Annotated in this window: 21 protein-coding genes; 17 read left to right on the plus strand and 4 right to left on the minus strand. The window is 38.9% G+C overall.

The features are described 5' to 3' along the window. Nucleotides 1–12: 12 nt before the first annotated feature. The 17 genes from L0P31_RS05155 (at nucleotide 13) to L0P31_RS05235 (ending at nucleotide 19,342) form a co-directional block, all read left to right on the plus strand. Nucleotides 13–2,658, plus strand: a complete 2,646-nt coding sequence (locus L0P31_RS05155; RefSeq protein ID WP_238096073.1) for an alpha-mannosidase — start codon at nucleotides 13–15, stop codon at nucleotides 2,656–2,658. 83 nt (nucleotides 2,659–2,741) lie between these two features. After that, complete coding sequence (locus tag L0P31_RS05160; RefSeq protein WP_238096105.1) at nucleotides 2,742–3,611, plus strand: ROK family protein; 870 nt, start codon at nucleotides 2,742–2,744, stop codon at nucleotides 3,609–3,611. Continuing rightward, nucleotides 3,605–5,485, plus strand: coding sequence for a beta-N-acetylhexosaminidase (locus L0P31_RS05165; protein WP_238096075.1), 1,881 nt, complete (start codon nucleotides 3,605–3,607; stop codon nucleotides 5,483–5,485). The genes L0P31_RS05160 and L0P31_RS05165 overlap by 7 nt, the downstream gene beginning before the upstream one ends. Nucleotides 5,486–5,693: 208 nt before the next feature. Next, nucleotides 5,694–6,623: an ABC transporter permease gene (locus L0P31_RS05170; RefSeq protein WP_049515574.1), complete on the plus strand. Its 930-nt coding sequence runs from the start codon at nucleotides 5,694–5,696 to the stop codon at nucleotides 6,621–6,623. Between the two features lie 13 nt (nucleotides 6,624–6,636). Then, nucleotides 6,637–7,560: a carbohydrate ABC transporter permease gene (locus L0P31_RS05175; RefSeq protein ID WP_000818353.1), complete on the plus strand. Its 924-nt coding sequence runs from the start codon at nucleotides 6,637–6,639 to the stop codon at nucleotides 7,558–7,560. A 104-nt stretch (nucleotides 7,561–7,664) separates the two neighbouring features. After that, nucleotides 7,665–9,149, plus strand: a complete 1,485-nt coding sequence (locus L0P31_RS05180) for an ABC transporter substrate-binding protein (RefSeq protein WP_000800391.1) — start codon at nucleotides 7,665–7,667, stop codon at nucleotides 9,147–9,149. 233 nt (nucleotides 9,150–9,382) lie between these two features. Then, the gene (locus L0P31_RS05185; protein WP_238096077.1) at nucleotides 9,383–10,072 is read left to right on the plus strand and encodes a CPBP family intramembrane glutamic endopeptidase; all 690 of its coding nucleotides are present in this window, start codon (nucleotides 9,383–9,385) and stop codon (nucleotides 10,070–10,072) included. Nucleotides 10,073–10,140: 68 nt separating this feature from the next. Next, a complete protein-coding gene (locus L0P31_RS05190; protein WP_238096079.1) occupies nucleotides 10,141–10,437 on the plus strand; it encodes a bacteriocin immunity protein in 297 nt (98 codons plus the stop codon). Between the two features lie 131 nt (nucleotides 10,438–10,568). Further along, a complete protein-coding gene (gene trhO / locus L0P31_RS05195; RefSeq protein ID WP_001030022.1) occupies nucleotides 10,569–11,555 on the plus strand; it encodes an oxygen-dependent tRNA uridine(34) hydroxylase TrhO in 987 nt (328 codons plus the stop codon). Between the two features lie 226 nt (nucleotides 11,556–11,781). After that, entirely contained in the window at nucleotides 11,782–12,642 is an 861-nt protein-coding gene (locus L0P31_RS05200; protein WP_084887743.1) for a DUF4299 family protein, read from the plus strand. A 157-nt stretch (nucleotides 12,643–12,799) separates the two neighbouring features. Continuing rightward, the gene (locus L0P31_RS05205) at nucleotides 12,800–13,723 is read left to right on the plus strand and encodes a helix-turn-helix domain-containing protein (RefSeq protein WP_020902121.1); all 924 of its coding nucleotides are present in this window, start codon (nucleotides 12,800–12,802) and stop codon (nucleotides 13,721–13,723) included. A gap of 142 nt (nucleotides 13,724–13,865) precedes the next feature. Further along, nucleotides 13,866–14,087, plus strand: a complete 222-nt coding sequence (locus L0P31_RS05210) for a hypothetical protein (protein ID WP_000389381.1) — start codon at nucleotides 13,866–13,868, stop codon at nucleotides 14,085–14,087. Next, nucleotides 14,084–14,677 (plus strand): TlpA family protein disulfide reductase, encoded by a 594-nt coding sequence (locus L0P31_RS05215; protein WP_033682461.1) that lies wholly within the window; start codon nucleotides 14,084–14,086, stop codon nucleotides 14,675–14,677. The genes L0P31_RS05210 and L0P31_RS05215 overlap by 4 nt, the downstream gene beginning before the upstream one ends. 472 nt (nucleotides 14,678–15,149) lie before the next feature. Further along, entirely contained in the window at nucleotides 15,150–16,013 is an 864-nt protein-coding gene (locus tag L0P31_RS05220; protein ID WP_020902118.1) for an ATP-binding cassette domain-containing protein, read from the plus strand. A gap of 23 nt (nucleotides 16,014–16,036) precedes the next feature. Further along, entirely contained in the window at nucleotides 16,037–16,729 is a 693-nt protein-coding gene (locus L0P31_RS05225; protein WP_020902117.1) for a hypothetical protein, read from the plus strand. An 8-nt stretch (nucleotides 16,730–16,737) separates the two neighbouring features. Next, nucleotides 16,738–17,319: a hypothetical protein gene (locus L0P31_RS05230; RefSeq protein WP_020902116.1), complete on the plus strand. Its 582-nt coding sequence runs from the start codon at nucleotides 16,738–16,740 to the stop codon at nucleotides 17,317–17,319. Further along, entirely contained in the window at nucleotides 17,312–19,342 is a 2,031-nt protein-coding gene (locus L0P31_RS05235) for an ATP-binding cassette domain-containing protein (RefSeq protein WP_084887745.1), read from the plus strand. The genes L0P31_RS05230 and L0P31_RS05235 overlap by 8 nt, the downstream gene beginning before the upstream one ends. Before the next feature lie 236 nt (nucleotides 19,343–19,578). Here L0P31_RS05235 and L0P31_RS05240 read toward each other — a convergent pair whose 3' ends face one another. The 4 genes from L0P31_RS05240 to L0P31_RS05255 form a co-directional block, all read right to left on the minus strand. Next, nucleotides 19,579–20,643, minus strand: a complete 1,065-nt coding sequence (locus L0P31_RS05240; protein ID WP_238096081.1) for a DUF6574 domain-containing protein — start codon at nucleotides 20,641–20,643, stop codon at nucleotides 19,579–19,581. Between the two features lie 62 nt (nucleotides 20,644–20,705). Next, nucleotides 20,706–21,617, minus strand: a complete 912-nt coding sequence (locus tag L0P31_RS05245) for a DUF4097 family beta strand repeat-containing protein (RefSeq protein WP_238096083.1) — start codon at nucleotides 21,615–21,617, stop codon at nucleotides 20,706–20,708. Beyond that, nucleotides 21,610–22,203: a DUF1700 domain-containing protein gene (locus L0P31_RS05250; protein ID WP_084887752.1), complete on the minus strand. Its 594-nt coding sequence runs from the start codon at nucleotides 22,201–22,203 to the stop codon at nucleotides 21,610–21,612. The genes L0P31_RS05245 and L0P31_RS05250 overlap by 8 nt, the downstream gene beginning before the upstream one ends. Continuing rightward, on the minus strand, nucleotides 22,190–22,516 hold the full coding sequence (locus L0P31_RS05255) for a PadR family transcriptional regulator (RefSeq protein ID WP_000273858.1): 327 nt from the start codon (nucleotides 22,514–22,516) through the stop codon (nucleotides 22,190–22,192). The genes L0P31_RS05250 and L0P31_RS05255 overlap by 14 nt, the downstream gene beginning before the upstream one ends. Between the last annotated feature and the right edge of the window lie 92 nt (nucleotides 22,517–22,608).

A 22,608-nucleotide genomic window follows, 5' to 3' on the forward strand; every position in this document is an offset into this window, starting at 1 on the left:
AGGTTTTACTTCATGGAAAATGTTGTCGTACATATTATCTCACATAGTCACTGGGATCGTGAGTGGTACTTGCCTTTTGAAAGCCACCGTATGCAGTTGGTGGAATTATTTGACAATCTCTTTGATCTCTTTGAAAATGACCCTGAGTTCAAGAGCTTCCACTTGGATGGTCAAACTATTGTCCTTGATGACTACTTGGAGATTCGCCCTGAAAATCGCGACAAAGTCCAACGATACATCGACCAAGGCAAACTTAAAATTGGTCCTTTTTACATCTTGCAGGATGATTACTTGATTTCAAGTGAAGCCAATGTCCGCAATACATTGATTGGTCAAGCAGAATGTGAAAAATGGGGCAAATCTACTCAGATTGGTTACTTCCCAGATACCTTTGGAAATATGGGGCAAGCGCCTCAAATCCTTCAAAAATCAGGCATTCACGTGGCCGCTTTTGGTCGTGGTGTGAAGCCGATTGGATTTGATAACCAAGTCCTCGAAGATGAGCAGTTTACTTCTCAGTTTTCAGAAATGTACTGGCAGGGTGCGGACGGAAGTCGTGTCCTCGGGATCCTCTTTGCCAACTGGTACAGTAATGGGAATGAAATTCCAGTTGATAAAGACGAGGCCTTGACCTTCTGGAAACAAAAACTGGCAGACGTACGTGACTATGCTTCGACCAATCAGTGGTTGATGATGAACGGCTGTGACCATCAGCCTGTCCAGAAAAATTTGAGTGAAGCCATTCGTGTGGCAAATGAACTCTTCCCAGATGTAACCTTTGTTCATAGTTCTTTTGATGAGTATGTCCAAGCCGTGGGAAGTGCCCTACCAGAGCAATTATCAACAGTTACAGGTGAGTTGACCAGTCAGGAAACAGACGGCTGGTACACACTTGCCAACACTTCTTCATCTCGCATTTATCTCAAACAAGCCTTCCAAGAAAATAGCAACCTCCTAGAGCAAGTTGTAGAACCCTTGACGATTATCACTGGGGGCCACAATCACAAGGATCAGTTGACCTATGCTTGGAAAACACTTTTGCAAAATGCGCCGCATGATAGTATCTGTGGCTGTAGCGTGGACGAAGTTCACCGTGAGATGGAGACACGTTTTGCCAAGGTCAATCAAGTCGGAAACTTTGTTAAGAGCAATCTTCTTAACGAATGGAAGGGTAAAATCGCTACGTCTAAGGCTCAAAGTGATTATCTCTTTACTGTCATTAACACAGGTTTGCATGATAAGGTCGATACTGTCAGCACAGTGATTGATGTTGCGACTTGTGATTTTAAGGAATTGCACCCAACAGAAGGTTACAAGAAGATGGCTGCTCTTATCTTGCCAAGCTACCGTGTGGAGGACTTGGATGGGCGTCTTGTAGAGGCTAAAATCGAAGATCTCGGAACTAATTTTGAGTACGATTTACCAAAAGATAAGTTCCGCCAAGCTCGTATCGCTCGACAAGTGCGCGTGACCATTCCAGTTCACCTAGCGCCACTTTCTTGGACAACTTTCCAATTGCTGGAAGGAGAACAAGAACACCGCGACGGTATTTACCAAAACGGAGTGATTGATACGCCATTTGTAACGGTGAGTGTGGATGACAATATCACAGTCTATGACAAGACAACTCACGAAGCCTATGAAGATTTTATCCGCTTCGAAGACCGTGGTGACATCGGAAACGAGTATATCTATTTCCAACCAAAAGGAACAGAGCCAATCTATGCAGAGCTTAAGGGCTACGAGGTCTTGGAAAACACAGCTCGCTATGCTAAGATTTTGCTCAAACATGAATTGACCGTGCCTGTCAGTGCGGATGAAAAACTAGATGCGGAACAAAAAGGCATCATCGAGTTTATGAAGCGTGAAGCTGGACGTTCAGAAGAATTGACAAGCATTCCTCTTGAAACTGAGATGACTATCTTCGTTGATAATCCACAAATCCGTTGCAAGACTCGCTTTACTAACACTGCCAAAGACCACCGTATCCGTCTCTTGGTCAAGACTCATAACACGCGTCCAAGCAATGATTCTGAAAGTATCTATGAGGTGGTTACACGACCAAACAAACCAGCAGCTTCATGGGAAAATCCTGAAAATCCTCAACACCAACAAGCCTTTGTCAGTCTGTATGACGATGAAAAAGGGGTGACTGTATCCAACAAGGGATTAAATGAATACGAAATCCTTGGAGACGACACCATTGCAGTGACTATTTTGCGTGCATCAGGTGAGCTAGGTGACTGGGGTTACTTCCCAACACCAGAAGCTCAATGCTTGCGTGAGTTTGAAGTTGAGTTTGCGCTTGAATGCCACCAAGCCCAAGAACGCTTCTCAGCTTTCCGTCGTGCTAAGGCCTTGCAGACACCATTTACCAGCCTTCAGCTTGCTAGACAGGAAGGAAGCGTGGCTGCGACTGGTAGCCTCTTGAGCCATTCTGTTCTCAGCATACCACAAATCTGTCCAACAGCCTTTAAGGTAGCTGAAAATGAAGAAGGCTATGTTCTTCGTTACTACAATATGTGTAGTGAAAATGTACGTGTACCGGAAAGTCAACATCTCTTCCTTGACCTACTTGAACGACCATACCCAGTTCATAGAGGACTCATTTCACCACAAGAGATTCGTACAGAATTCCTCAAAAAAGAAGAAATTTAATTTCAAAAAGTAAACATAAAAAGAAAGGAGGGGCGAAAAAGTAAGGACTAACTGCTGATTCGCCCCTTTTTATGGTAAAAACAATGACCATTGCAACGATTGATATCGGAGGGACTGGAATTAAGTTTGCCAGTCTGACTCCTGATGGGAAAATACTGGATAAGACAAGCATTCCAACGCCAGAAAGTTTGGAAGATTTACTAGCTTGGCTAGACCAGCGATTGTCAGAACAGGATTACAGCGGGATTGCTATGAGCGTTCCAGGTGCGGTCAATCAAGAAACAGGTGTGATTGATGGCTTCAGTGCTGTCCCTTATATCCACGGCTTTTCTTGGTATGAAGCCCTTGCCCATCATCATCTGCCTGTACATCTAGAGAATGATGCCAACTGTGTTGGACTTAGTGAACTGCTAGCTCATCCAGAGCTTGAAAATGCAGCCTGTGTCGTGATTGGGACAGGGATTGGCGGAGCCATGATTATCAATGGCAGACTTCACCGAGGTCGCCACGGCTTGGGTGGAGAATTTGGCTACATGACAACCCTTGCCCCTGCTGAAAAACTCAACAACTGGTCGCAACTAGCGTCAACTGGGAATATGGTACGATACGTGATTGAAAAGTTTGGTCAGACTGATTGGGACGGTCGCAAGATTTACCAAGAGGCCGAAGCAGGAAATGCCCTTTGTCAAGAAGCCATTGAGCGCATGAATCGTAATCTGGCGCAAGGCTTGCTCAATATTCAGTATCTCATTGACCCAGATGTCATTAGTCTGGGAGGCTCTATCAGTCAAAATCCAGATTTCATCCAAGGTGTCAAGGAAGCTGTTGAAGACTTTGTCGATACCTACGAAGAATACACGGTCGCACCAGTTATCCAAGCCTGCACCTATCATGCAGATGCTAATCTCTACGGAGCCCTTGTCAACTGGCTACAGGAGGAAAACCAATGGTAAGATTTACAGGACTTAGTTCCAAACAAACTCAGGCAATCGACTTGCTGACAAAGCACATTTCGCTAGCAGATGTAGAGGTAGCTGTCGCTCAGTCTGATCAAGCCTCTATCTCTATCAAGGGTGAGGGTGGTCACTATCAATTGACCTACCGCAAACCTCACCAACTTTATCGTGCCTTGTCCCTGTTGGCAACATCCCTAGCAGAAGGTGACAAGGTAGAGATTGAGGAACAAGCAGCTTATGAAGATTTAGCCTACATGGCAGACTGTTCTCGAAATGCAGTGCTGAATGTGGCTTCTGCCAAGCAGATGATTGAGGTCTTGGCTCTCATGGGCTACTCAACCTTTGAGCTCTACATGGAAGATACCTACCAGATTGAAGGGCAGCCTTACTTTGGCTATTTCCGTGGAGCCTACTCAGCTGAGGAATTGCAGGAAATCGAAGCCTATGCCAAGCAGTTTGATATGACCTTTGTGCCATGTATCCAGACCTTGGCCCACTTGTCTGCCTTCGTTAAATGGGGTGTCAAAGAAGTTCAGGAGCTCCGTGATGTGGAGGATATTCTTCTCATTGGCGAAGAAAAGGTTTATAACCTGATTGATGGCATGTTTGCCACCCTGTCTAAACTGAAGACTCGCAAGGTCAATATTGGGATGGACGAAGCCCACTTGGTTGGTTTGGGACGCTACTTGATTCTGAACGGTGTTGTGGATCGTAGTCTCCTCATGTGCCAACACTTGGAGCGCGTGCTAGATATTGCTGACAAATATGGTTTCCACTGCCAGATGTGGAGCGATATGTTCTTTAAACTTATGTCAGTAGATGGGCAGTACGACCGTGATGTGGAAATTCCAGAGGAAACGCGTGTCTACCTAGACCGTCTCAAAGATCGTGTAACCTTGGTTTACTGGGACTATTATCAGGATAGTGAGGAAAAATACAACCGCAATTTCCGCAATCATCATAAGATTAGCCATGATCTTGCCTTTGCAGGGGGAGCTTGGAAGTGGATTGGTTTCACACCCAACAACCATTTCAGCCGTCTAGTGGCTATCGAGGCCAACAAAGCCTGTCGTGCTAATGATATCAAAGAAGTCATTGTAACGGGTTGGGGGGATAATGGTGGGGAAACAGCCCAATTCTCTGTCCTACCAAGTTTGCAAATCTGGGCAGAACTCAGCTATCGCAATGACCTAGACCGACTGTCTGCTCATTTCCAGACCAATACAGGTCTATCAGTTGAGGATTTCATGCAGATTGACCTTGCTAACCTCTTGCCAGATCTACCAGGCAACCTCAGCGGCATCAACCCCAACCGCTATGTCTTTTATCAGGATATTCTCTGTCCGATCCTTGACCGACACATGACACCTGAACAAGACAAGCCCCACTTCGCTCAGTCTGCTGAGACGCTTGCTGGCATTAAAGAAAAAGCTGGCAACTATGCCTACCTCTTTGAAACTCAGGCCCAGTTGAATTCCATTTTAAGTAGCAAAGTGGATGTGGGACGACGCATTCGTCAAGCCTATCAAGTGGATGATAAGGAAAGCCTACAAGAAATCGCCAGACAAGAATTACCAGAACTCAGAAGCCAAATCGAACACTTCCATGCCCTCTTTAGCCACCAATGGCTGAAAGAAAACAAGGTCTTTGGTTTGGATACGGTCGATATCCGTATGGGCGGACTCTTGCAACGCATCAAACGCGCAGAAAGTCGTATTGAGGCTTATCTGGCTGGTCAGATTGACCGCATCGATGAGTTAGAAGTGGAAATCCTGCCATTTACTGACTTTTACGCAGACAAGGACTTCGCAGCCACAACAGCCAACCAGTGGCATACTATTGCGACAGCTTCAACCATCTACACGACCTAAAACAAGAACATTGTGTCTTATGAAGAGTGTTTCTCGTGAAACATCCCTTTCTTAAAAAAGTACTCCACATAAAATAATTTGTGGAGTTTTTTCTATAATTAGTAGTTTAACCTAACCTTCAAATAGGAGTATACTAATAATGTAATCGTTATCAAAAGTCTAAAAAGGAATTTTTAGATGGATATCAAAATAAAAAAGGGAGGAAATTATGAATAAGTTTTCAAAAACCTTGAGAGACAACTGGATCTTTCTCTTAATGGTTTTGCCAGGGGCACTCTGGTTGACTCTATTCTTCTACATTCCAGTATTTGGGAACGTGGTTGCCTTTAAAGACTACCACATGACCAGTAATGGATTTATAGATAGTATCGTGAATAGTAAATGGGTCGGACTCGATAATTTCAGATTCTTGTTTAGTTCAAAAGATGCCTTTATTATCACACGAAATACTGTCCTCTACAATCTCGGCTTTATCTTTATCGGTTTGATTGTATCTGTAGGGATTGCTATCATCCTCAGTGAACTCCGTTCTAAGAGAATGGTTAAGATTTTCCAAACTTCTATGTTGTTCCCTTACTTCTTGTCTTGGGTTATCATCAGTTTCTTTACAGATGCCTTCCTAAACATTGATAAAGGGGTATTCAACCATTTCCTAGAATCTATCGGAATGAAGGAAGTCAATTTCTACGCTGACTTGGGCATCTGGCCATATCTCCTACTTTTCCTAGGTATTTGGAAAGGTTTTGGATATAGCAGTGTCATGTACTATGCGACAATCATGGGAATTGATCCAACCTACTACGAAGCAGCGACAGTGGACGGAGCCAGCAAATGGCAACGAATTCGCAATGTAACCATTCCGCAGTTGACACCATTGGTAACTGTATTGACCATCCTTGCAGTCGGAAACATCTTCCGTGCAGACTTTGGTCTCTTCTACCAAATCCCTCACAATGCTGGTCAGCTTTATAATGTAACCAACGTCTTGGACGTATATGTTTATAACGGTTTGACTCAGACAGCGGATATCGGGATGGCTTCAGCAGCAGGTCTCTACCAATCAGTTGTCGGCTTGATTCTGGTTATCCTATCAAACTTACTGGCAAGACGAGTTGATCCAAACTCAGCCTTGTTCTAGAAAGGAGGAGAATATGGCAGAAAAGAAAATTAAAAAAGAAAAAATTGATAATGTCGGCATTCACTCCTTCAGTAAGAAAGCAGATATCTTCTTTAGTACCATTTCTGGTTTGGTTGCCCTTTCTTGTATCCTACCTTTTGTATTCGTTATCGTTATTTCGGTGACAGATGAAAAGAGTATCCTCCAAAATGGATATAGCTTCTTCCCATCTCAATTTGGATTAGACGGTTTTGAGTTTTTGGCACAGTTTAAGGATAAAATCCTCCAAGCCCTCTTCATCTCAGTCTTTGTAACAGTGGTGGGGACTATCACAAACGTTTTTATCACAACAACTTATGCCTACGCTATTTCACGGACAACCTTTAAGTATCGCAGATTCTTTACGATTTTTGCCCTTCTTAGTATGTTGTTTAACGCGGGTTTGGTACCGGGCTATATCGTGGTAACTCGTTTACTTCAACTTGGTGATACAGTTTGGGCCTTGATTGTTCCAATGCTTCTCTCACCATTTAACATCATCTTGATGCGTTCCTTCTTCAAGAAGACCATTCCAGAAGCTATTCTAGAATCCGCTCGTATCGATGGTGCTAGTGAGGCCCGGATCTTCTTCCAAATCTGTTTGCCATTGTCACTACCAGGTATCGCAACCATCACGCTCTTAACAGCTCTTGGTTTCTGGAATGACTGGTTCAACGCCCTTCTTTATATCAAGAGTGACAACTTGTATCCATTGCAATATTTGCTCATGCAAATCCAACAAAATATGGACTACATCGCCAAAGCAGTCGGCCTGTCTGGTCAACTGGGAGTTGCTCTACCGAAAGAAACAGGACGTATGGCCATGGTTGTGGTTGCAACCCTTCCAATCGCGATTTTGTATCCATTCTTCCAACGCTACTTTGTAAAAGGTTTGACTATCGGTGGTGTGAAAGAATAGTGCTTGTTGAGAAAAATCATTTCTCATTTCCAAACTTCCCTTGCGTGAAGTTAAGATCATTACATTGTTTATAAGTTTAAAAATAAAAAAAAGGAGTTTTTGTCATGAAAAACTGGAAAAAATATGCTTTTGCATCTGCTAGCGTAGTCGCTTTGGCTGCTGGTCTCGCTGCTTGTGGAAACCTTTCAGGTAACAGCAAAAAAGCTGCTGACTCAGCTTCAGGTGAAAAAACTGTTATCAAAATGTACCAAATCGGTGACAAACCAGATAACTTAGATGAATTGCTAGAAAATGCTAACAAAATCATCGGTGAAAAAGTTGGTGCTAAATTGGATATCCAATATCTTGGATGGGGTGACTATGATAAGAAAATGTCAGTTATCACATCATCTGGTGAAAACTACGATATCGCCTTTGCATCTAACTATGTTGTAAATGCTCAAAAAGGTGCCTATGCTGACTTGACTGACTTGTATAAGAAAGAAGGGGCAGAGCTTTATAAAGCACTTGACCCAGCTTACATCAAAGGTAACAGCATTAACGGTAAAATTTACGCAGTTCCAGTTGCAGCCAACGTTGCATCATCTCAAAACTTCGCCTTCAACGGAACTCTTCTTGCTAAATACGGTATCGATATTTCAGGTGTCACTTCATATGAAACACTTGAACCAGTCTTGAAACAAATCAAAGAAAAAGCTCCAGATGTAGTGCCATTTGCGGTTACTAAGAACTTCATCCCATCTGATAACTTTGACTACCCAGTTCCAAACGGACTTCCATTCGTTATCGACCTTGAAGGGGACACTACTAAGATCGTAAACCGTTACGAAGTGCCTCGCTTTAAAGAACACTTGAAGACTCTTCACAAATTCTATGAAGCTGGATACATTCCAAAAGACGTAGCAACAAGCGATACTTCATTTGACCTTCAACAAGATACTTGGTTCGTTCGTGAAGAAACAGTAGGACCAGCTGACTACGGTAACAGCTTGCTTTCACGTGTTGCGAACAAGGATATCCAAATCAAACCAATCACTAACTTCATCAAGAAAAACCAAACAACACAAGTTGCTAACTTCGTCATCTCAAACAACTCTAAGAACAAAGAAAAATCAATGGAAGTGTTGAACCTCTTGAACACTAACCCAGAACTCTTGAACGGTCTTGTTTATGGTCCAGAAGGCAAGAACTGGGAAAAAATTCCAGGTAAAGAAAACCGTGTTAAAGTCCTTGATGGCTACAAAGGAAACACTCACATGGGTGGATGGAACACTGGTAACAACTGGATTCTTTACATCAACGAAAACGTTACAGACCAACAAATCGAAGATTCTAAGAAACAATTGGCAGAAGCTAAAGAATCTCCAGCTCTTGGATTCATCTTTAACACTGACAATGTGAAATCTGAAATCTCTGCGATCTCTAATACAATGCAACAATTCGATACAGCTATCAACACTGGTACTGTAGACCCAGATAAAGCTATTCCAGAATTGATGGAAAAATTGAAATCTGAAGGTGCCTACGATAAAGTATTGAACGAAATGCAAAAACAATACGATGAATTCTTGAAAAACAAAAAATCATAAGATCAATTGATTTCGTGTATTCATTCCTAATTCCTAAAAACTGTATCACTGTTTTCCTCAGGATTATCTGGGGGAGGCAGTGATTTTTTGAAACACGAGCATAGATATATATGTTTTTCTTGTCGCTATTTAACCATTCAGGAAATCTCAAGTACTATTTAGGATTTGGAGTAAGGATTTAGGAAAATATAGCTTATATTAGAGATGTCTCGAGTTTACAAAGGAGAGTTCATATGAAGAAGTATCAACTTTTATTCAAAATAAGTGCAGTTTTCTCTTACTTATTTTTCGTATTTGGTCTTTCTCAGCTGACGCTTATTGTTCAAAATTATTGGCAATTTTCTTCCCAGATTGGCAATTTCGTCTGGATTCAAAATCTCTTGAGTTTGCTATTTAGTGGAGTCATGATTTGGATTCTGGTTAAGACAGGGCACGGCTATCTTTTTCGCATTCCGAGAAAAAAATGGCTTTGGTATTCGATTTTGACAGTACTAGTTGTAGTGCTCCAGATCTCTTTTAACGTTCAGACAGCTAAACATGTTCAGTCAACTGCTGAAGGTTGGGCTGTATTGATCGGTTATAGTGGGACCAACTTTGCTGAGCTAGGTATCTATATAACTTTGTTCTTTCTGACTCCACTTATGGAAGAGCTAATCTATAGAGGATTACTGCAACACGCCTTTTTTAAGCATTCGAGATTTGGCCTTGATTTGCTTCTTCCGTCAATTTTATTTGCTCTTCCTCATTTTTCAAGCCTGCCTAGTTTGTTAGATATCTTCGTCTTTGCAACATCTGGCATCATCTTTGCTAGTTTGACCCGCTATACCAAGAGCATTTATCCATCCTATGCGGTGCATGTGATTAATAATATTTTCGCAACATTACCATTTTTTCTGACTTTTTTACACAGGGTATTTGGGTAAAATATTGGTATGAGAGTTAGGAATGATAGTTTTTTAATTTATAAGTGAGTTTCAGGAGGAAAATAAGAATGACAACATTAAAATGGTTTGCCGGAGGCAGTGAAAGGCGTTGTGAAGCCATGACGATCATAAATCATCTCTTGGAAGATATAAAGGATACGCCTCAACTGACTCCCTTGAAAAATCTGTTAGTGAGTTATAAAAGACGATTAGAGGACGATGGGACCTCTACTCCATTTATTTTGAGTCAAATGAATGTTGACCTTGCGCGCGTATTGATTGATAACAAGCTAAGTTTGTCAGAAAATCAAGCTGAGCAGATCAAAAAATTGAGAGAACTATCTGCAATTCGCTATGGTTACTGATGAAGTGCAGGGACAGGCCATCTTCTACAATTTCCAGTCAAATAAATTGCATTCGCTTTCTCAAGCAGGTATACTAGTATAGTTAGATGAAAAATTCTGAAAATTTAAGAATAGAAAAGAGAACAAATCTTATGGCAAAAGATATTCGTGTCTTACTTTACTACCTTTACACTCCAATTGAAAATGCAGAGCAATTTGCTGCAGACCACTTGGCTTTCTGTAAATCAATTGGCCTTAAAGGTCGTATCCTAGTCGCTGACGAGGGAATTAACGGAACAGTTTCAGGTGATTATGAAACAACTCAAAAATACATGGACTACGTTCACAGCCTCCCAGGTATGGAAGACCTCTGGTTCAAGATTGACGAAGAAAGTGAACAAGCCTTCAAGAAGATGTTTGTTCGCTACAAGAAAGAGATTGTCCACCTTGGTTTGGAAGACAACGACTTTGACAACGACATCAACCCACTTGAAACAACAGGTGCTTACTTGTCTCCAAAAGAGTTCAAAGAAGCTCTTCTTGACGAAGATACCGTTGTCCTTGACACACGTAACGATTATGAGTACGACCTAGGACACTTCCGTGGGGCTATCCGCCCAGATATCCGCAACTTCCGTGAGTTGCCACAATGGGTCCGTGACAACAAGGAAAAATTCATGGACAAGCGTGTCGTGGTTTACTGTACAGGTGGCGTTCGCTGTGAGAAATTCTCAGGTTGGATGGTCCGTGAAGGCTACAAAGATGTTGGCCAATTGCACGGAGGAATTGCAACTTACGGTAAAGACCCCGAAGTTCAAGGTGAGCTTTGGGATGGGAAAATGTACGTCTTTGACGAGCGTATTGCCGTAGATGTAAACCATGTCAACCCAACCATCGTAGGGAAAGACTGGTTTGATGGAACACCATGTGAACGTTATGTCAACTGTGGAAATCCATTCTGTAACCGTCGTATCTTGACATCAGAAGAAAATGAAGACAAGTACCTTCGTGGATGCTCACACGAGTGCCGTGTTCACCCACGTAACCGCTATGTTTCAGAAAATGAATTGACACAAGCTGAAGTGATCGAGCGCCTAGCCGCTATCGGTGAAAGCTTGGATCAAGCAGCTACTGTATAAGATTAAACAGTCCTTAGGGGCTGTTTTTCTATGCTTTTTACTCAAAAATTAATACTCAATGAAAATCAAAGAGCAAACTAGGAAGCTAGCCGCAGGCTGTACTTGAGTACGGCAAGGCGAAGCTGACGCGGTTTGAATTTGATTTTCGAAGAGTATAAAGTTTGTTTTTGTATCTTTCAGAAAAATAAGGTATACTATATGTAAACGATTTCAAAGGAGTTCAGTTATGACGAAAACATTTTTTATTCCAAATAAACAGAGCATTTTAGGAGAACAGGAAATTTTGACTGCCAAGTCTATCTTGGCCTTGGTGGATGGTTTGGAGTCGCATAGCTATGATGCTATCTATCTCCGTCAGCCTCTTAATCGTCTTGAGTATATCGAGTGTGCGATAGTGGGGCAATCACAATTTCTTTTTAAGGTCAGTTATGCTGATAGTCAAAAGGCTTACCGTATCGATCTTCCTGACCTACTCACGAAGACAGACTGGCAGATTATCAAATCATTTTTAGATGCTCTGCTTGCTTATACAGGAACTGAGATTGAAGGACTAGATGGTTTTGATTTTGAAGCTTATTTCCAAGCAAGTATTCAAGCCCATCTGACAGACGCTGCAGCCCGTTTTACGATTTGCCAAGGAATTTTTAATCCTGTTTTCTTTGGTCATGAGGACTTGAAAAGCTTTTTAGAGGAAAATGGCTTGGCTCAGTTTGAAGCGCGTGTACGTGCGGTTCAAGAGACAGATGCCTACTTTGCAAGAGTTTCCTTCTATCAGGATGGAGAAGGCCAAGTGCACGGTGTTTACCATCTGGCTCAAGGAGTCAAGACAGTATTACCGAGAGAACCATTTGTTCCTACTGCCTATATTGAGCAATTGGTGGATAAGGAAGTGCAGTGGGAGATTGACTTGGTTCAAATCACAGGAGACGGCTCTAAACCAGAAGACTATGAAGCCATTGTCCGCTTAGACTATGCAAAATTCCTAGAGTCACTACCATCAGCATCTTACCACCAACTAGATGCCAATCAATTAGAAGTGCAACCCATCTTAGACAAAGATTTTAAAGCATTAGCACAAGAAAAGTAAAGCAGAAGCAGGTCAATTGCTATTTAGCGTGCGAAATATGGTTTAGTCTTGTTAAGTTTTGTAATATAAAATTTTAAGAATTGCTTAGTTCAATAAAAAACAGCATAATATAAAAAATATAATATTATTCGGTAACTAATTATCAGGAGATTTTAAGATGGATATCAAGAAGGAAGTAGGTAAAAGAATCCGAATGTTGCGAGAGATGAAACATATCACTCGTGAAACTCTTTGTGATGATGAAACTGAGATAACGGTGCGCCAATTAGCACGGATTGAATCAGGCCAGTCTTCCCCGAGTTTATCCAAGGTAGAGTATATAGCTTACAAACTAGGCTGTTCAATTTCACATATAGTAGATATGGATCATATGATTTTACCCTCCGAGTACTTGATATTAAAGGATAAACTCATTAAGTTTCAAACTTATGGAGATGATGATAGAATCCAAGTTAAGGAAGAGTTGTTTGAAAGAGTTTACGAACACTATTATGACAGTCTACCTGAGGATGAGCAGATTGCAGTTAGTGCCTTACAAGCTAGTTTTGATGTCTTTGTAAGTGAAGATGCAGGTTTTGGCGATGCTTTGCTGGATGAATATTTTGAACAAGTAAAGATAAGGAAAAACTATTCGGTGAATGATTTGCTTCTGATAAAATTGTACTTTGTTTCGTGTTTAGCAAGACCGATTGGGTATCATCATGAACTGTTTTGGATGCTTTCTAAAAAACTTATAAGAGAAACAAATTCATCCGATTTAGAGACAGCTTATATGTTAAAGAGAACAGTGCTTGATTCTTTAGCTGTTCAATGGATGGAAAAATCTTACTCCACTTTTGAGCCTTATGTTAAGGCGATGAACAGGCTGATGATTTTATCGCAGGATTTTCAAAACAAGCCAATTGTTGATATGCTTGAAGCTATGTGTACCTTATTTCATAAACGGGATAAGGAAAAAGCCATCCGCTTATACGATAGAGCTATTATTTGTGCTCAAGCATTTGGAGACCAAGTATTAGAAGCGCGTATATTGGGAGAAAAAGAAAAAGATTTAAAAACTTTTGAGGAAATGGAGAGCTAACATGACATTTTTGTCATGTTTTTTTATTTTTGAAAGCGCTATACTATGATCATAAAGAACAAGAGATAAGGAGGAAAGAAGCATGTTTGGATTTGAAGTATTCTTAAGTCTTAGTTTTTGGTTTTCTGGATAGGAGATAGAAATGGAAGATTTTAGTATCTCGCTAGAGACGTTTACACAAACTCGCCACAGTTTGCTGTTTCGAAATAACACGACGGAGCAAAAGTTGGTACAAATAGAGTTGAATAAGGAACCATTCCGTTTAGCTATTTTAGATGCAGGCGAAGAGCGAGTTTTAATCTTACCAGAAGAATTATCTATTATCGAAAGTTTTAGAATTTCAGAAGTGGAGGACAATCCATGATGTCAAAAAAACATGTTGTAGAGACAATGGTTCTTCTTGTGATAGCATCTTTATTTTTAGCAGGATTTTACTATCAAAACCAGGAATCTCATCATCAAGAAGAAACAGCGCAAGAGCTCCTCTTAAAAAAAGAGGAGGAAATAAACCAATATATTTCAAAAACTAAAAATACAACATTCAAGAATGCATTGTTAACCTCTAATGAGGGAGCACAGGTTCAACTATCAGATTATAAGTTTAGACCAAAGGTTGTGGTATTCTGGGCTAGTTGGTGTCCTGATTGCCAAAAAGAGCTCCCAATCATTCAGCGCCTTTATGATAAATACCAAGATAAAGTTGATTTCTTTATGGTGGATATAGTTGATGGGGAACGTGAAACACTTGAAACCTCTCATCAATTTTTAAGGAATCAGGGTTTTACCTTTCCAGTTTATATAGATCAAGATTTACAAGCTTTTAAGTTTTTTGATGTAAAAGCTATTCCAACAATATTTATAGTGGATAAAGATGGGATAGTGAAACAAATTTATGTAGAACAAGGAAGCGAAGAAATCTTGTCTAAAGATTTAAAACAGTTAATAAATGACTGAAATGAGAATCTCATTTGGTTATTATAAAAAATTTTTTAAAAGGAGGGTTTTCTGATGAGAAAACTAACTGGACGTGTCAAAAGACACATTGTAGCAGGTCGCTTTTGTATTATAGGTCTTCGATATGGAGTAGGCATATTTTGTTGGGATTAAATAGGAGGATGAAGTAGTGAAAAAACTAAGTAACAAAAATAAACAGCACATTGTAGCAGGTCGCTTTTGTATTATAGGTCTTCGATATGGAGTAGGTATATTTTGTTGGGATTAAAAGGAGGGTTAAGTAATGAAAAAACTAAGTAATAAACATAAAAAACACATTGTGGCAGGTCAATTTTGTGCTGTTTCACCACTCGGTATTTATGGAATGCTCACAGGTATTGGGTTCTTCTGCTGGAGTTAACGTAATCTAAAAATCTCTGGCAGGGTTCATTCCTTGTCAGAGACTTTTTAATATAATGAACGGAGAGAAACTATGAATCGTGTGATTTTAAGTCTTAAAAATATTGATAAAACATATGGGAAAGAACAGGTTTTACATAATATTTCCTTTGATATTGAGCAAGGGGAAATATGTGGTCTTATCGGTGAAAATGGTGCAGGAAAGACAACCTTAATGAGAATTCTTCTAGGACTAATTCAAGCTGATAAGGGAGAAATTGAGAGTGTTTCGCAGCATAAGATTGGTAGTATTATCGAATCACCTGCCCTCTATCCAAACTTGACTGGACGTCAACACCTGCAATATTATAAAACAAGATTTGGTTTAAAGACAGATATCACAAAAATGTTGGAATTGGTTCACTTGCCGGAACCGTCATGGGATCGAAAAGTAAAAAACTATTCCCTTGGAATGAAGCAAAGACTATCGATAGCAATTGCGCTTTTGGATAATCCAGAGCTTATTATCTTAGATGAACCAGTGAATGGTTTAGATCCTCAAGGGATTTCAGATTTAAGAAAAATGATTTTGAATTTACGGGATCAGTTAGGAGTTACTTTTTTAATCTCGAGCCATATTCTGTCAGAATTGGAATTTATAACAGATAAGTATATCATCATGAAAAAAGGAAAGATTCTAAATGTGATGAGTTCAAAAGAGCTAGCAAATGATTTGTCAGAAAAGCTCTTCCTTAAGACGAGTAATAATCAGATTCTAAAAACGTTTTTAAAAGAAGAGGGCATTGTTCATTTTGAGCAGGATGACTATCTGGTTGTGCCAGAAAAGGAAAAATTAATGGCTATCTTGGAATATAGTGTCGTGTCAAATCTAGTGATACAGGATATTTATATTAAGAAAGAACGCTTTGAGGACTACTATTTGCATAATATTATCTGATGATTTAAGAAAGGAGGAGAGTCATGAATTCTCTTAAAGCAGATATGTATAAATTTTACTGGGAAAAAAGAGGAGTACTTCCTAGTTTGTTGATAGGATTATTGATTTTGTTATTCTCCTTATTTTTTAAGTCATCGAATGAAGATGAACCAGCATTTCGAGTATTGATTTCAAATGTGAGTGGTTTTATTCCTTTGCTTTTTATCTCTACTAATTTATTTTTCTGGGGGGAAGATTATAGTTTCCGTACGATTAACATTCTCCTCACAAAAGAAAAACAACGTTGGAAGTTATTTTTATATAAAACTTTGGGAGCCTTTTGTTTGTCTTTCCTATATGTAACTATTTTTTATAGTTTAACAGCCCTCGTCTATTTGGAGGGAGACTTGGTGTTGATTGTTTCGACATTTTTACATCAACTACCATACTATTTGGTTATTATCAGTATCTCATTATTAATTTTTCAAATATTTGATAAGGTTTATGAATCATGTATGATTTATATACTCTATATTTTACTGTTTGATAACCTATTGGTTTATGTCCTTCCAAACTCTGGTGAGAGTGTGAGAGACTATTTATTAATGACTTTAAATTTGAAAACTTCCCCTGGAGTAAGTCAATTTACCCTTACGAATGTAGGCTATCCTATATTGGTAAGTATAGCAGTGATTGTACTTGCGTTTGTTGTATTCAGTAAAAAAGAATTTAAGTAGGAGTACTAATGATGAAAAAAATAGGAATTGTAATTGGGCTGTTGTTACTGTTTGTAGTGGCTGGAATTTTATTAACCTTAAAACGAGGAGAGACGACAATCAGTGTAAAACAATCGTGGGCTCTTTCTTCTAAAAGTATTAAAACGTTAGAGTTTTATGGTTCAAAGCAAGCAATTGATGTTAAAGTTGTCAAGAGTGAATCAGATGAAACAAGTGTTCAAATAGAAGGAAAAGTTTCCGAAGAATCAGTGAATAACATAACTAAAAACGTTAAAATGAGTTCAGATAGTCTATATATTCCATTTTCACAACATGGCTTTAATTTGGCTTTGAGTTCACAAGGGAAAGACAAGTTATATGTAACCATTTCCTTAGGGAAAAATGCAACTTTCGAAAAAATTTTTGTAGATACTCTTGTTGGCGATGTATCTATTACAGTTCCTAAAGATTTTGATGGAATCTATACTTTGCATACAAATAATACAGGAGAAGTTTTAAAGGTTCCTACGACAAATCAAACTTCGAATAGCGTCATTGAAGTTGATGGTTATAGTAAGATAAGTGTTGAAAAAGGAGAAAATAATGGTTAGTCACTATAAACAAGCAACTTTGCTGGATTGTGGAATGGCTTGTGTAAAGACAATCATTTCTTACTATTTCCCAAAATTAGAACATTTAGATAGTCTACAATTTGATAACAATAACCACCAAGGACTGTCTTTGTTTGATATAGAAGATATACTAAAAAGCTATGGTATTGATGCGGATTCTTATCAAATTGAGACTCCTAGTTTGTTAAACAACGTATCATTTCCTTATTTACTAGTAGTAGAAAGAGCTAGCTTGCCTCATTATATCGTCGTGTTGGATGGAGACAGTAGTTCATTGATTGTTTCTGATCCTGCAAATGAGGAAATTGAGAAAATTTCAAGATTAGAACTTTTTAGTCAGAGTGTAGGAATTGTTTTAATTCCTCAAAAGAATGAGAATGTTAATTCAGAAGATAGAAAAGATATTGTTACGATAAGCTATGCAGATAAGTTATATCATAGATTTCTAGCTTCACTTGGTTGGAAGAGAAAATTGGCAATCTTTTTCTTGGGATTAGCTAAAATTAGTTTACCTATTGCTATTGCTTTTTTACTACAAATAACAATGTCTGGTCTACTTAACATTCAGTTTAGTATTCAACTATTTACCCTAGCTTCAATAATATTAGCTTCATATTTGTATTGGCAGTTCTCTATATTAGAAACGAGATTAAAAGGAAAGATTGAGAATAATTTTTTAAATGATATTCTGTCCTCTTTTTATAAGAACCAATTAAATGATTTTTCTTTAACTAAAAATTATGAGTATGTGAGTAGTTATTTTTGGAATTTATTGTTATCAGCAACAGGTATTATGCAAAAATTTTACTTAAAGGTACAGCTTTTAGTGTTTTGTTTGCTACTGTTATTGCTATTAAAATTGAATATTATTATTTTCGCAGTTACATGCGTATCTATAGCTATTCTTGGTTTATATGTCAATTTTGAAATACGAAAAGTTGTAAAAAATCAGCGAGAATTTATTGCTAATAGTTCTAACTTTAGTTCTCTGGTAGAAAATACAATTTATGGTTTGCAAGATATTATAAGTTTCCAAAAATCTAGCGACTTCATCAAAGAATTTGATGAAAGACTCAATGAACTATTGGGAACGAAACTAGATAGTACACATATTACCAATAGATTATTAGCTTCTACGCAGATATTTATTGGTTTAACTGGTTCATTTTTGCTTGCTACTGTAAATATTATTAGAGATTACGCACATATATCGGAGTATACAAATAGTATTTTGATTTTATTACTGTTATCCAGCATTTTAAATTCTTTAATTACATCTTGGGTAGCATTGAAAAAAAGTCAATATTCCTTTGAGTTTATTGGACTAGAGGAAGTAGGGATGGAAAGTAATCTTGCTACCATTCCAGTATCTAAAATTGAACAATTGTCATGCCGGAATTTATGTAAAAAATGGGATGAAAGATTGGTGTTTACTAAATTAAATTTTGAGTTCAATAGTGGTGAATTAACCGTTATTACAGGCGGGAATGGAACTGGGAAATCATCTCTTTTGAATATTATTCAGGGATTATCTTCTCCAACAGAGGGTGATATTGTACTGAATGGAATGGAAAGTTTTTCTACTTTAGAGGAGACTAATATTTTAGATTATTTAAGCGTGTATTCATCTGAATTTCATGTATTCCCTGGAAGTGTTTCAAAAAATATTAATTTCACTCTATTTAATAAGGAAAACTATGAATCAAATAATCTTGATAGTCTGAATCTCAATATAGCTCTAAGTCATCAGATTGATGGGAAAGCCACCAATATTTCGCAAGGTCAGAAACAAAAAATTCTACTCATGAGGAGTTTATCGCAAGAAAAGGACATCTATCTATTTGATGAGCCTACAGGAAATTTGGACAGAAACTCAACTGAATTATTTCTAAATGAGGTTGAGAAATTAGTGAACGAGGAAAAGATTGTTATTGTCGTGACTCATGATAAGGATGTTATTGCTAGAGCAGGTAAAGTTATTAATATGGACGAATTTCATTAAAAGTTAATAAATGGAGATTGGTGGTTTCTAATCTTAATTTTACATATAACTAGTTTGCATAATATTTGGAATAACGAACTTCATAGCAACGTTATCATACTACTGAACTCTAGGAATAAAACCCATCCTAGGACAAAGATTTTAAAGCATTAGCACAAGAAGAGTAAATCAGAAGCAGGTCAATCGACTTGCTTTTTGGTATAGAAAAATCCTGCCATGGATGACAGGATTGAATCTTAAAGAAAGGCTAAGATACGAAGATAATCTCCAATCAGTGCCACTTCAGCTACAAAGAAGAGGAGGATAATGACTCCGTTCACAAGGACAGACAAGAATAATTGATAGAAGGAGTCGGTTTCACTTGCTTGACTTGGCCTTGTAATGATATGGAGACTAGCAAGCAGAATGATTCCAATGCTAATCACACACAAGAGGGCTGTAAATCGCAGGCTATCAAAGAAGGCAAAGAAACTAGCAATAGCAGTGAGGAAGATTGGAATTGCCAAGAGTTGACTATATTGTTGGAGAACCTTTTCTAGCGTCCAGTCCTTTTCTTGGTAGATAAATCGTCTCACGACGAAACTACCCAAGAGGAATGAAAAGAAGAAGAGTGTTGTTGCTACTAGGATAGAGATAATCGAAAAGAGATTCAATGAAGCAAATTGTTCAGGGAAGTGATTATGCATAGTTGCTATATGTCCATAGTAAGCATGTTTGATGTGGTAGATACTAAAGAAAAAGGAAGATGCAGAAAACAGAATGAGCAAGAGAAAGGCTGTGTAACTGTGTGTGCTACTTGTTTCAAGCTTGCTTGTAGGAGATTTGAGAGCCTCCACTAGCCAAGACCAAAAATCAAGCACTTGCTCTTTCCATTTATCCGTAGATTTTGGAGCTTGGTCGGGGATATAGGGACTTTCTAAGGATTGACTGAGAAGAAGGGGCTCTTTCGTGGTTGGTTTTTGCTGAGGAAGTGCTTCTTGGTTCTCTTCAGCTTTAGTGACTTTTTCTGTTTCTTTAGAAAAATCTTGCTCTTCTTCAGTAGAATCTAATGCTTTCTTTTCTTCTATTTCTGTTCTCGCTTCACTGTCTTCAGGCGTTTCAATTGTCTCTTCTTGCTGGCTTTCCAGTTCGACTTCAGCTTGAGAGACGTCCTCCTCTACTTGAGTATTTTTTTCAATTGGTGTATCGAGATCGGCTATCGTTTCTTCAGTCTTGTCTGCAACCTCTTGAGCTTGCTCTTCAGGTTTGTTCTTGCTTGTTGTTTTTACAAAATCATTACTTTCAAACCATTCTTGTTTCATGGTAGAACCTCCTTTTTAGTTAGATAAATATGCTTCCATAGTAGCAGATGTAAGCGCTTTTGTCAACGTCTGTTTGGTATGGATATTAGCTCAATATTATTATCAGCTCTAGCAATGAGTTGATCCTTGACATCGGTTTTTTCAGTTTTGTAAGGGTTGCTTAATTCCGTACCTCTTGATTCAGGCTCTTCTCTTGTGAATTGGTGAATAGAACCATAGTTACTTGAGATGTCCCAGTTAATTCGTTGGTTCTCTTTCTGGTCTAGGATGATTCTGAGATACTTTTTGGCAGTCAGTTCAACCTTACCATGGACTTGGATATTTTCAGAGTGGAAGTGCTTCTCTGTTGACTCTAGTTGACTATCTGTAAGGTCTGTATCAAAGATATTAACGATATTAGGGGTTGTGAGTTTACTGTTTTTGATACGACTTCCTTCAATTCGGAGGAGATAGCCATTTGTATTGAGAGTTGCATTTTCAAGACTAGCATTTATGATGGTGGTTTGTCTGCGATTGGCTGAGATGTTGATTCCTTTTAGGATTCTTCCTTTTGGTAATTGGAGAATAACTTCATCAAAACGACTAGAGTAGCTGCTTGCGATATGGAGAATCCCGCCAATTCCAGAAGAGAGAAACGGACTTTCAGACAGTTTCTTATCAGTGAGGCTTAGAGTTTTGTTGTTTTGATTTGTGACAAGATCATGGTTAGCAGAAATAGATGGATGATAAGAAATGTGGATTTGATCATCGAAAGAGTCTGTGATGGTCAGTGCGTGTTGGTGGAGCGTAATCTCTAGGTTTTCGACTTCCTTGCCAAAGGTCAGCTCTTCCATCCGACTATCATAGACAGGCTCCTTGGACATGGCAAGTAGGCTCTTGATCCCGTCAGATTGGATACCTACAAAGAGCAGGATAAATCCGATAATAGTAGTCACCACACCAAAAATGAGAAATCCTTTTGTCCATTTACGCATGCTGGTCACCTCTCTTTCCTTTTTTGAGAACAAATTGCACCAGGCGAACAATGAGTAGACCGAAGAAGCGAGCTACATAGGAAATACCTAATAAAACCAGCGAAGAAGCACCGATAGCTAGTAAACCAGAACCGAAAATCAAGATAAAGGCTGATTTAGCTTGGTCTAGGACAGTAAAACTTTCAACTAAAAATAGGAATCCGCCGATGATACCAAGTATGGAAACCGCAAAGAAAGCCAAGATGACAGTCAAGGCTGCCACAAGGATTGCGAACAGGGACACGAGGATGGCGATTCCCAGAGGAATACCGATGGGTGCCGCAAGGAGAGCTAACAAGGCGATATGCAAAATTTGTCGGTTATTCTTTTGAGCGGGTGCTTCATTGATTTTTTTATCGAGAAGATTGGAGAGAACTTCGTGGGCCGCTTCTTTGGGAGTTCCCAAGCTAGCGATGAGTTCTTCTTCTCCTTCGACTCCAGCATCGTCAAAGAGTTCCCTGAAATAGTCCATGGCTTCAATTTGGTCAGCCTGAGGCAGTTTTTTGAGATAGAGTTCTAGCTGAGTCAGGTATTCAGTTCTTGTCATGGCGGATACTCCCTTCTATGATGCCATTAATGGTGTCTGTATAGAGTGCCCATTCATCTTTCAGGGTCACGAGCTGTTCTATACCACCATTTGTCAAGGAGTAGTATTTGCGCATGCGACCTTGGAACTCTCTAGAATAGGTTGTCAGAAAGCTATTGCCTTCCAATTTTTTTAGGATAGGATAGAGTGTAGATTCTTTGATATTAGCAATCAGCTTAATGGTTTGGCTAATCTCATAACCATAAGAATCATCCTGCTCCAGTACAGCCAAGATAAGAAATTCAATCAAGGCAGAGGATGTTGGAAAGTACATGGGGAACCTCCTTTTCTAATGTGTAAGATTTTTATATATAATTTTTCTACACATACATTGTACATCTAAATGAAAGCCCTGTCAAGAGAAAT

Origin of the sequence: Streptococcus mitis, from assembly GCF_022137125.1 — a bacterium.
In the GTDB taxonomy this organism is placed as follows: domain Bacteria; phylum Bacillota; class Bacilli; order Lactobacillales; family Streptococcaceae; genus Streptococcus; species Streptococcus mitis_CE.

Coding starts and splice junctions, on each gene's coding strand:
- L0P31_RS05155 (WP_238096073.1), top strand. CDS start 13: ATGGAAAATGTTGTCGTACATATTATCTCACATAGTCACTGGGATCGT.
- L0P31_RS05160 (WP_238096105.1), top strand. CDS start 2,742: ATGACCATTGCAACGATTGATATCGGAGGGACTGGAATTAAGTTTGCC.
- L0P31_RS05165 (WP_238096075.1), top strand. CDS start 3,605: ATGGTAAGATTTACAGGACTTAGTTCCAAACAAACTCAGGCAATCGAC.
- L0P31_RS05170 (WP_049515574.1), top strand. CDS start 5,694: ATGAATAAGTTTTCAAAAACCTTGAGAGACAACTGGATCTTTCTCTTA.
- L0P31_RS05175 (WP_000818353.1), top strand. CDS start 6,637: ATGGCAGAAAAGAAAATTAAAAAAGAAAAAATTGATAATGTCGGCATT.
- L0P31_RS05180 (WP_000800391.1), top strand. CDS start 7,665: ATGAAAAACTGGAAAAAATATGCTTTTGCATCTGCTAGCGTAGTCGCT.
- L0P31_RS05185 (WP_238096077.1), top strand. CDS start 9,383: ATGAAGAAGTATCAACTTTTATTCAAAATAAGTGCAGTTTTCTCTTAC.
- L0P31_RS05190 (WP_238096079.1), top strand. CDS start 10,141: ATGACAACATTAAAATGGTTTGCCGGAGGCAGTGAAAGGCGTTGTGAA.
- trhO (WP_001030022.1), top strand. CDS start 10,569: ATGGCAAAAGATATTCGTGTCTTACTTTACTACCTTTACACTCCAATT.
- L0P31_RS05200 (WP_084887743.1), top strand. CDS start 11,782: ATGACGAAAACATTTTTTATTCCAAATAAACAGAGCATTTTAGGAGAA.
- L0P31_RS05205 (WP_020902121.1), top strand. CDS start 12,800: ATGGATATCAAGAAGGAAGTAGGTAAAAGAATCCGAATGTTGCGAGAG.
- L0P31_RS05210 (WP_000389381.1), top strand. CDS start 13,866: ATGGAAGATTTTAGTATCTCGCTAGAGACGTTTACACAAACTCGCCAC.
- L0P31_RS05215 (WP_033682461.1), top strand. CDS start 14,084: ATGATGTCAAAAAAACATGTTGTAGAGACAATGGTTCTTCTTGTGATA.
- L0P31_RS05220 (WP_020902118.1), top strand. CDS start 15,150: ATGAATCGTGTGATTTTAAGTCTTAAAAATATTGATAAAACATATGGG.
- L0P31_RS05225 (WP_020902117.1), top strand. CDS start 16,037: ATGAATTCTCTTAAAGCAGATATGTATAAATTTTACTGGGAAAAAAGA.
- L0P31_RS05230 (WP_020902116.1), top strand. CDS start 16,738: ATGATGAAAAAAATAGGAATTGTAATTGGGCTGTTGTTACTGTTTGTA.
- L0P31_RS05235 (WP_084887745.1), top strand. CDS start 17,312: ATGGTTAGTCACTATAAACAAGCAACTTTGCTGGATTGTGGAATGGCT.
- L0P31_RS05240 (WP_238096081.1), bottom strand. CDS start 20,643: ATGAAACAAGAATGGTTTGAAAGTAATGATTTTGTAAAAACAACAAGC.
- L0P31_RS05245 (WP_238096083.1), bottom strand. CDS start 21,617: ATGCGTAAATGGACAAAAGGATTTCTCATTTTTGGTGTGGTGACTACT.
- L0P31_RS05250 (WP_084887752.1), bottom strand. CDS start 22,203: ATGACAAGAACTGAATACCTGACTCAGCTAGAACTCTATCTCAAAAAA.
- L0P31_RS05255 (WP_000273858.1), bottom strand. CDS start 22,516: ATGTACTTTCCAACATCCTCTGCCTTGATTGAATTTCTTATCTTGGCT.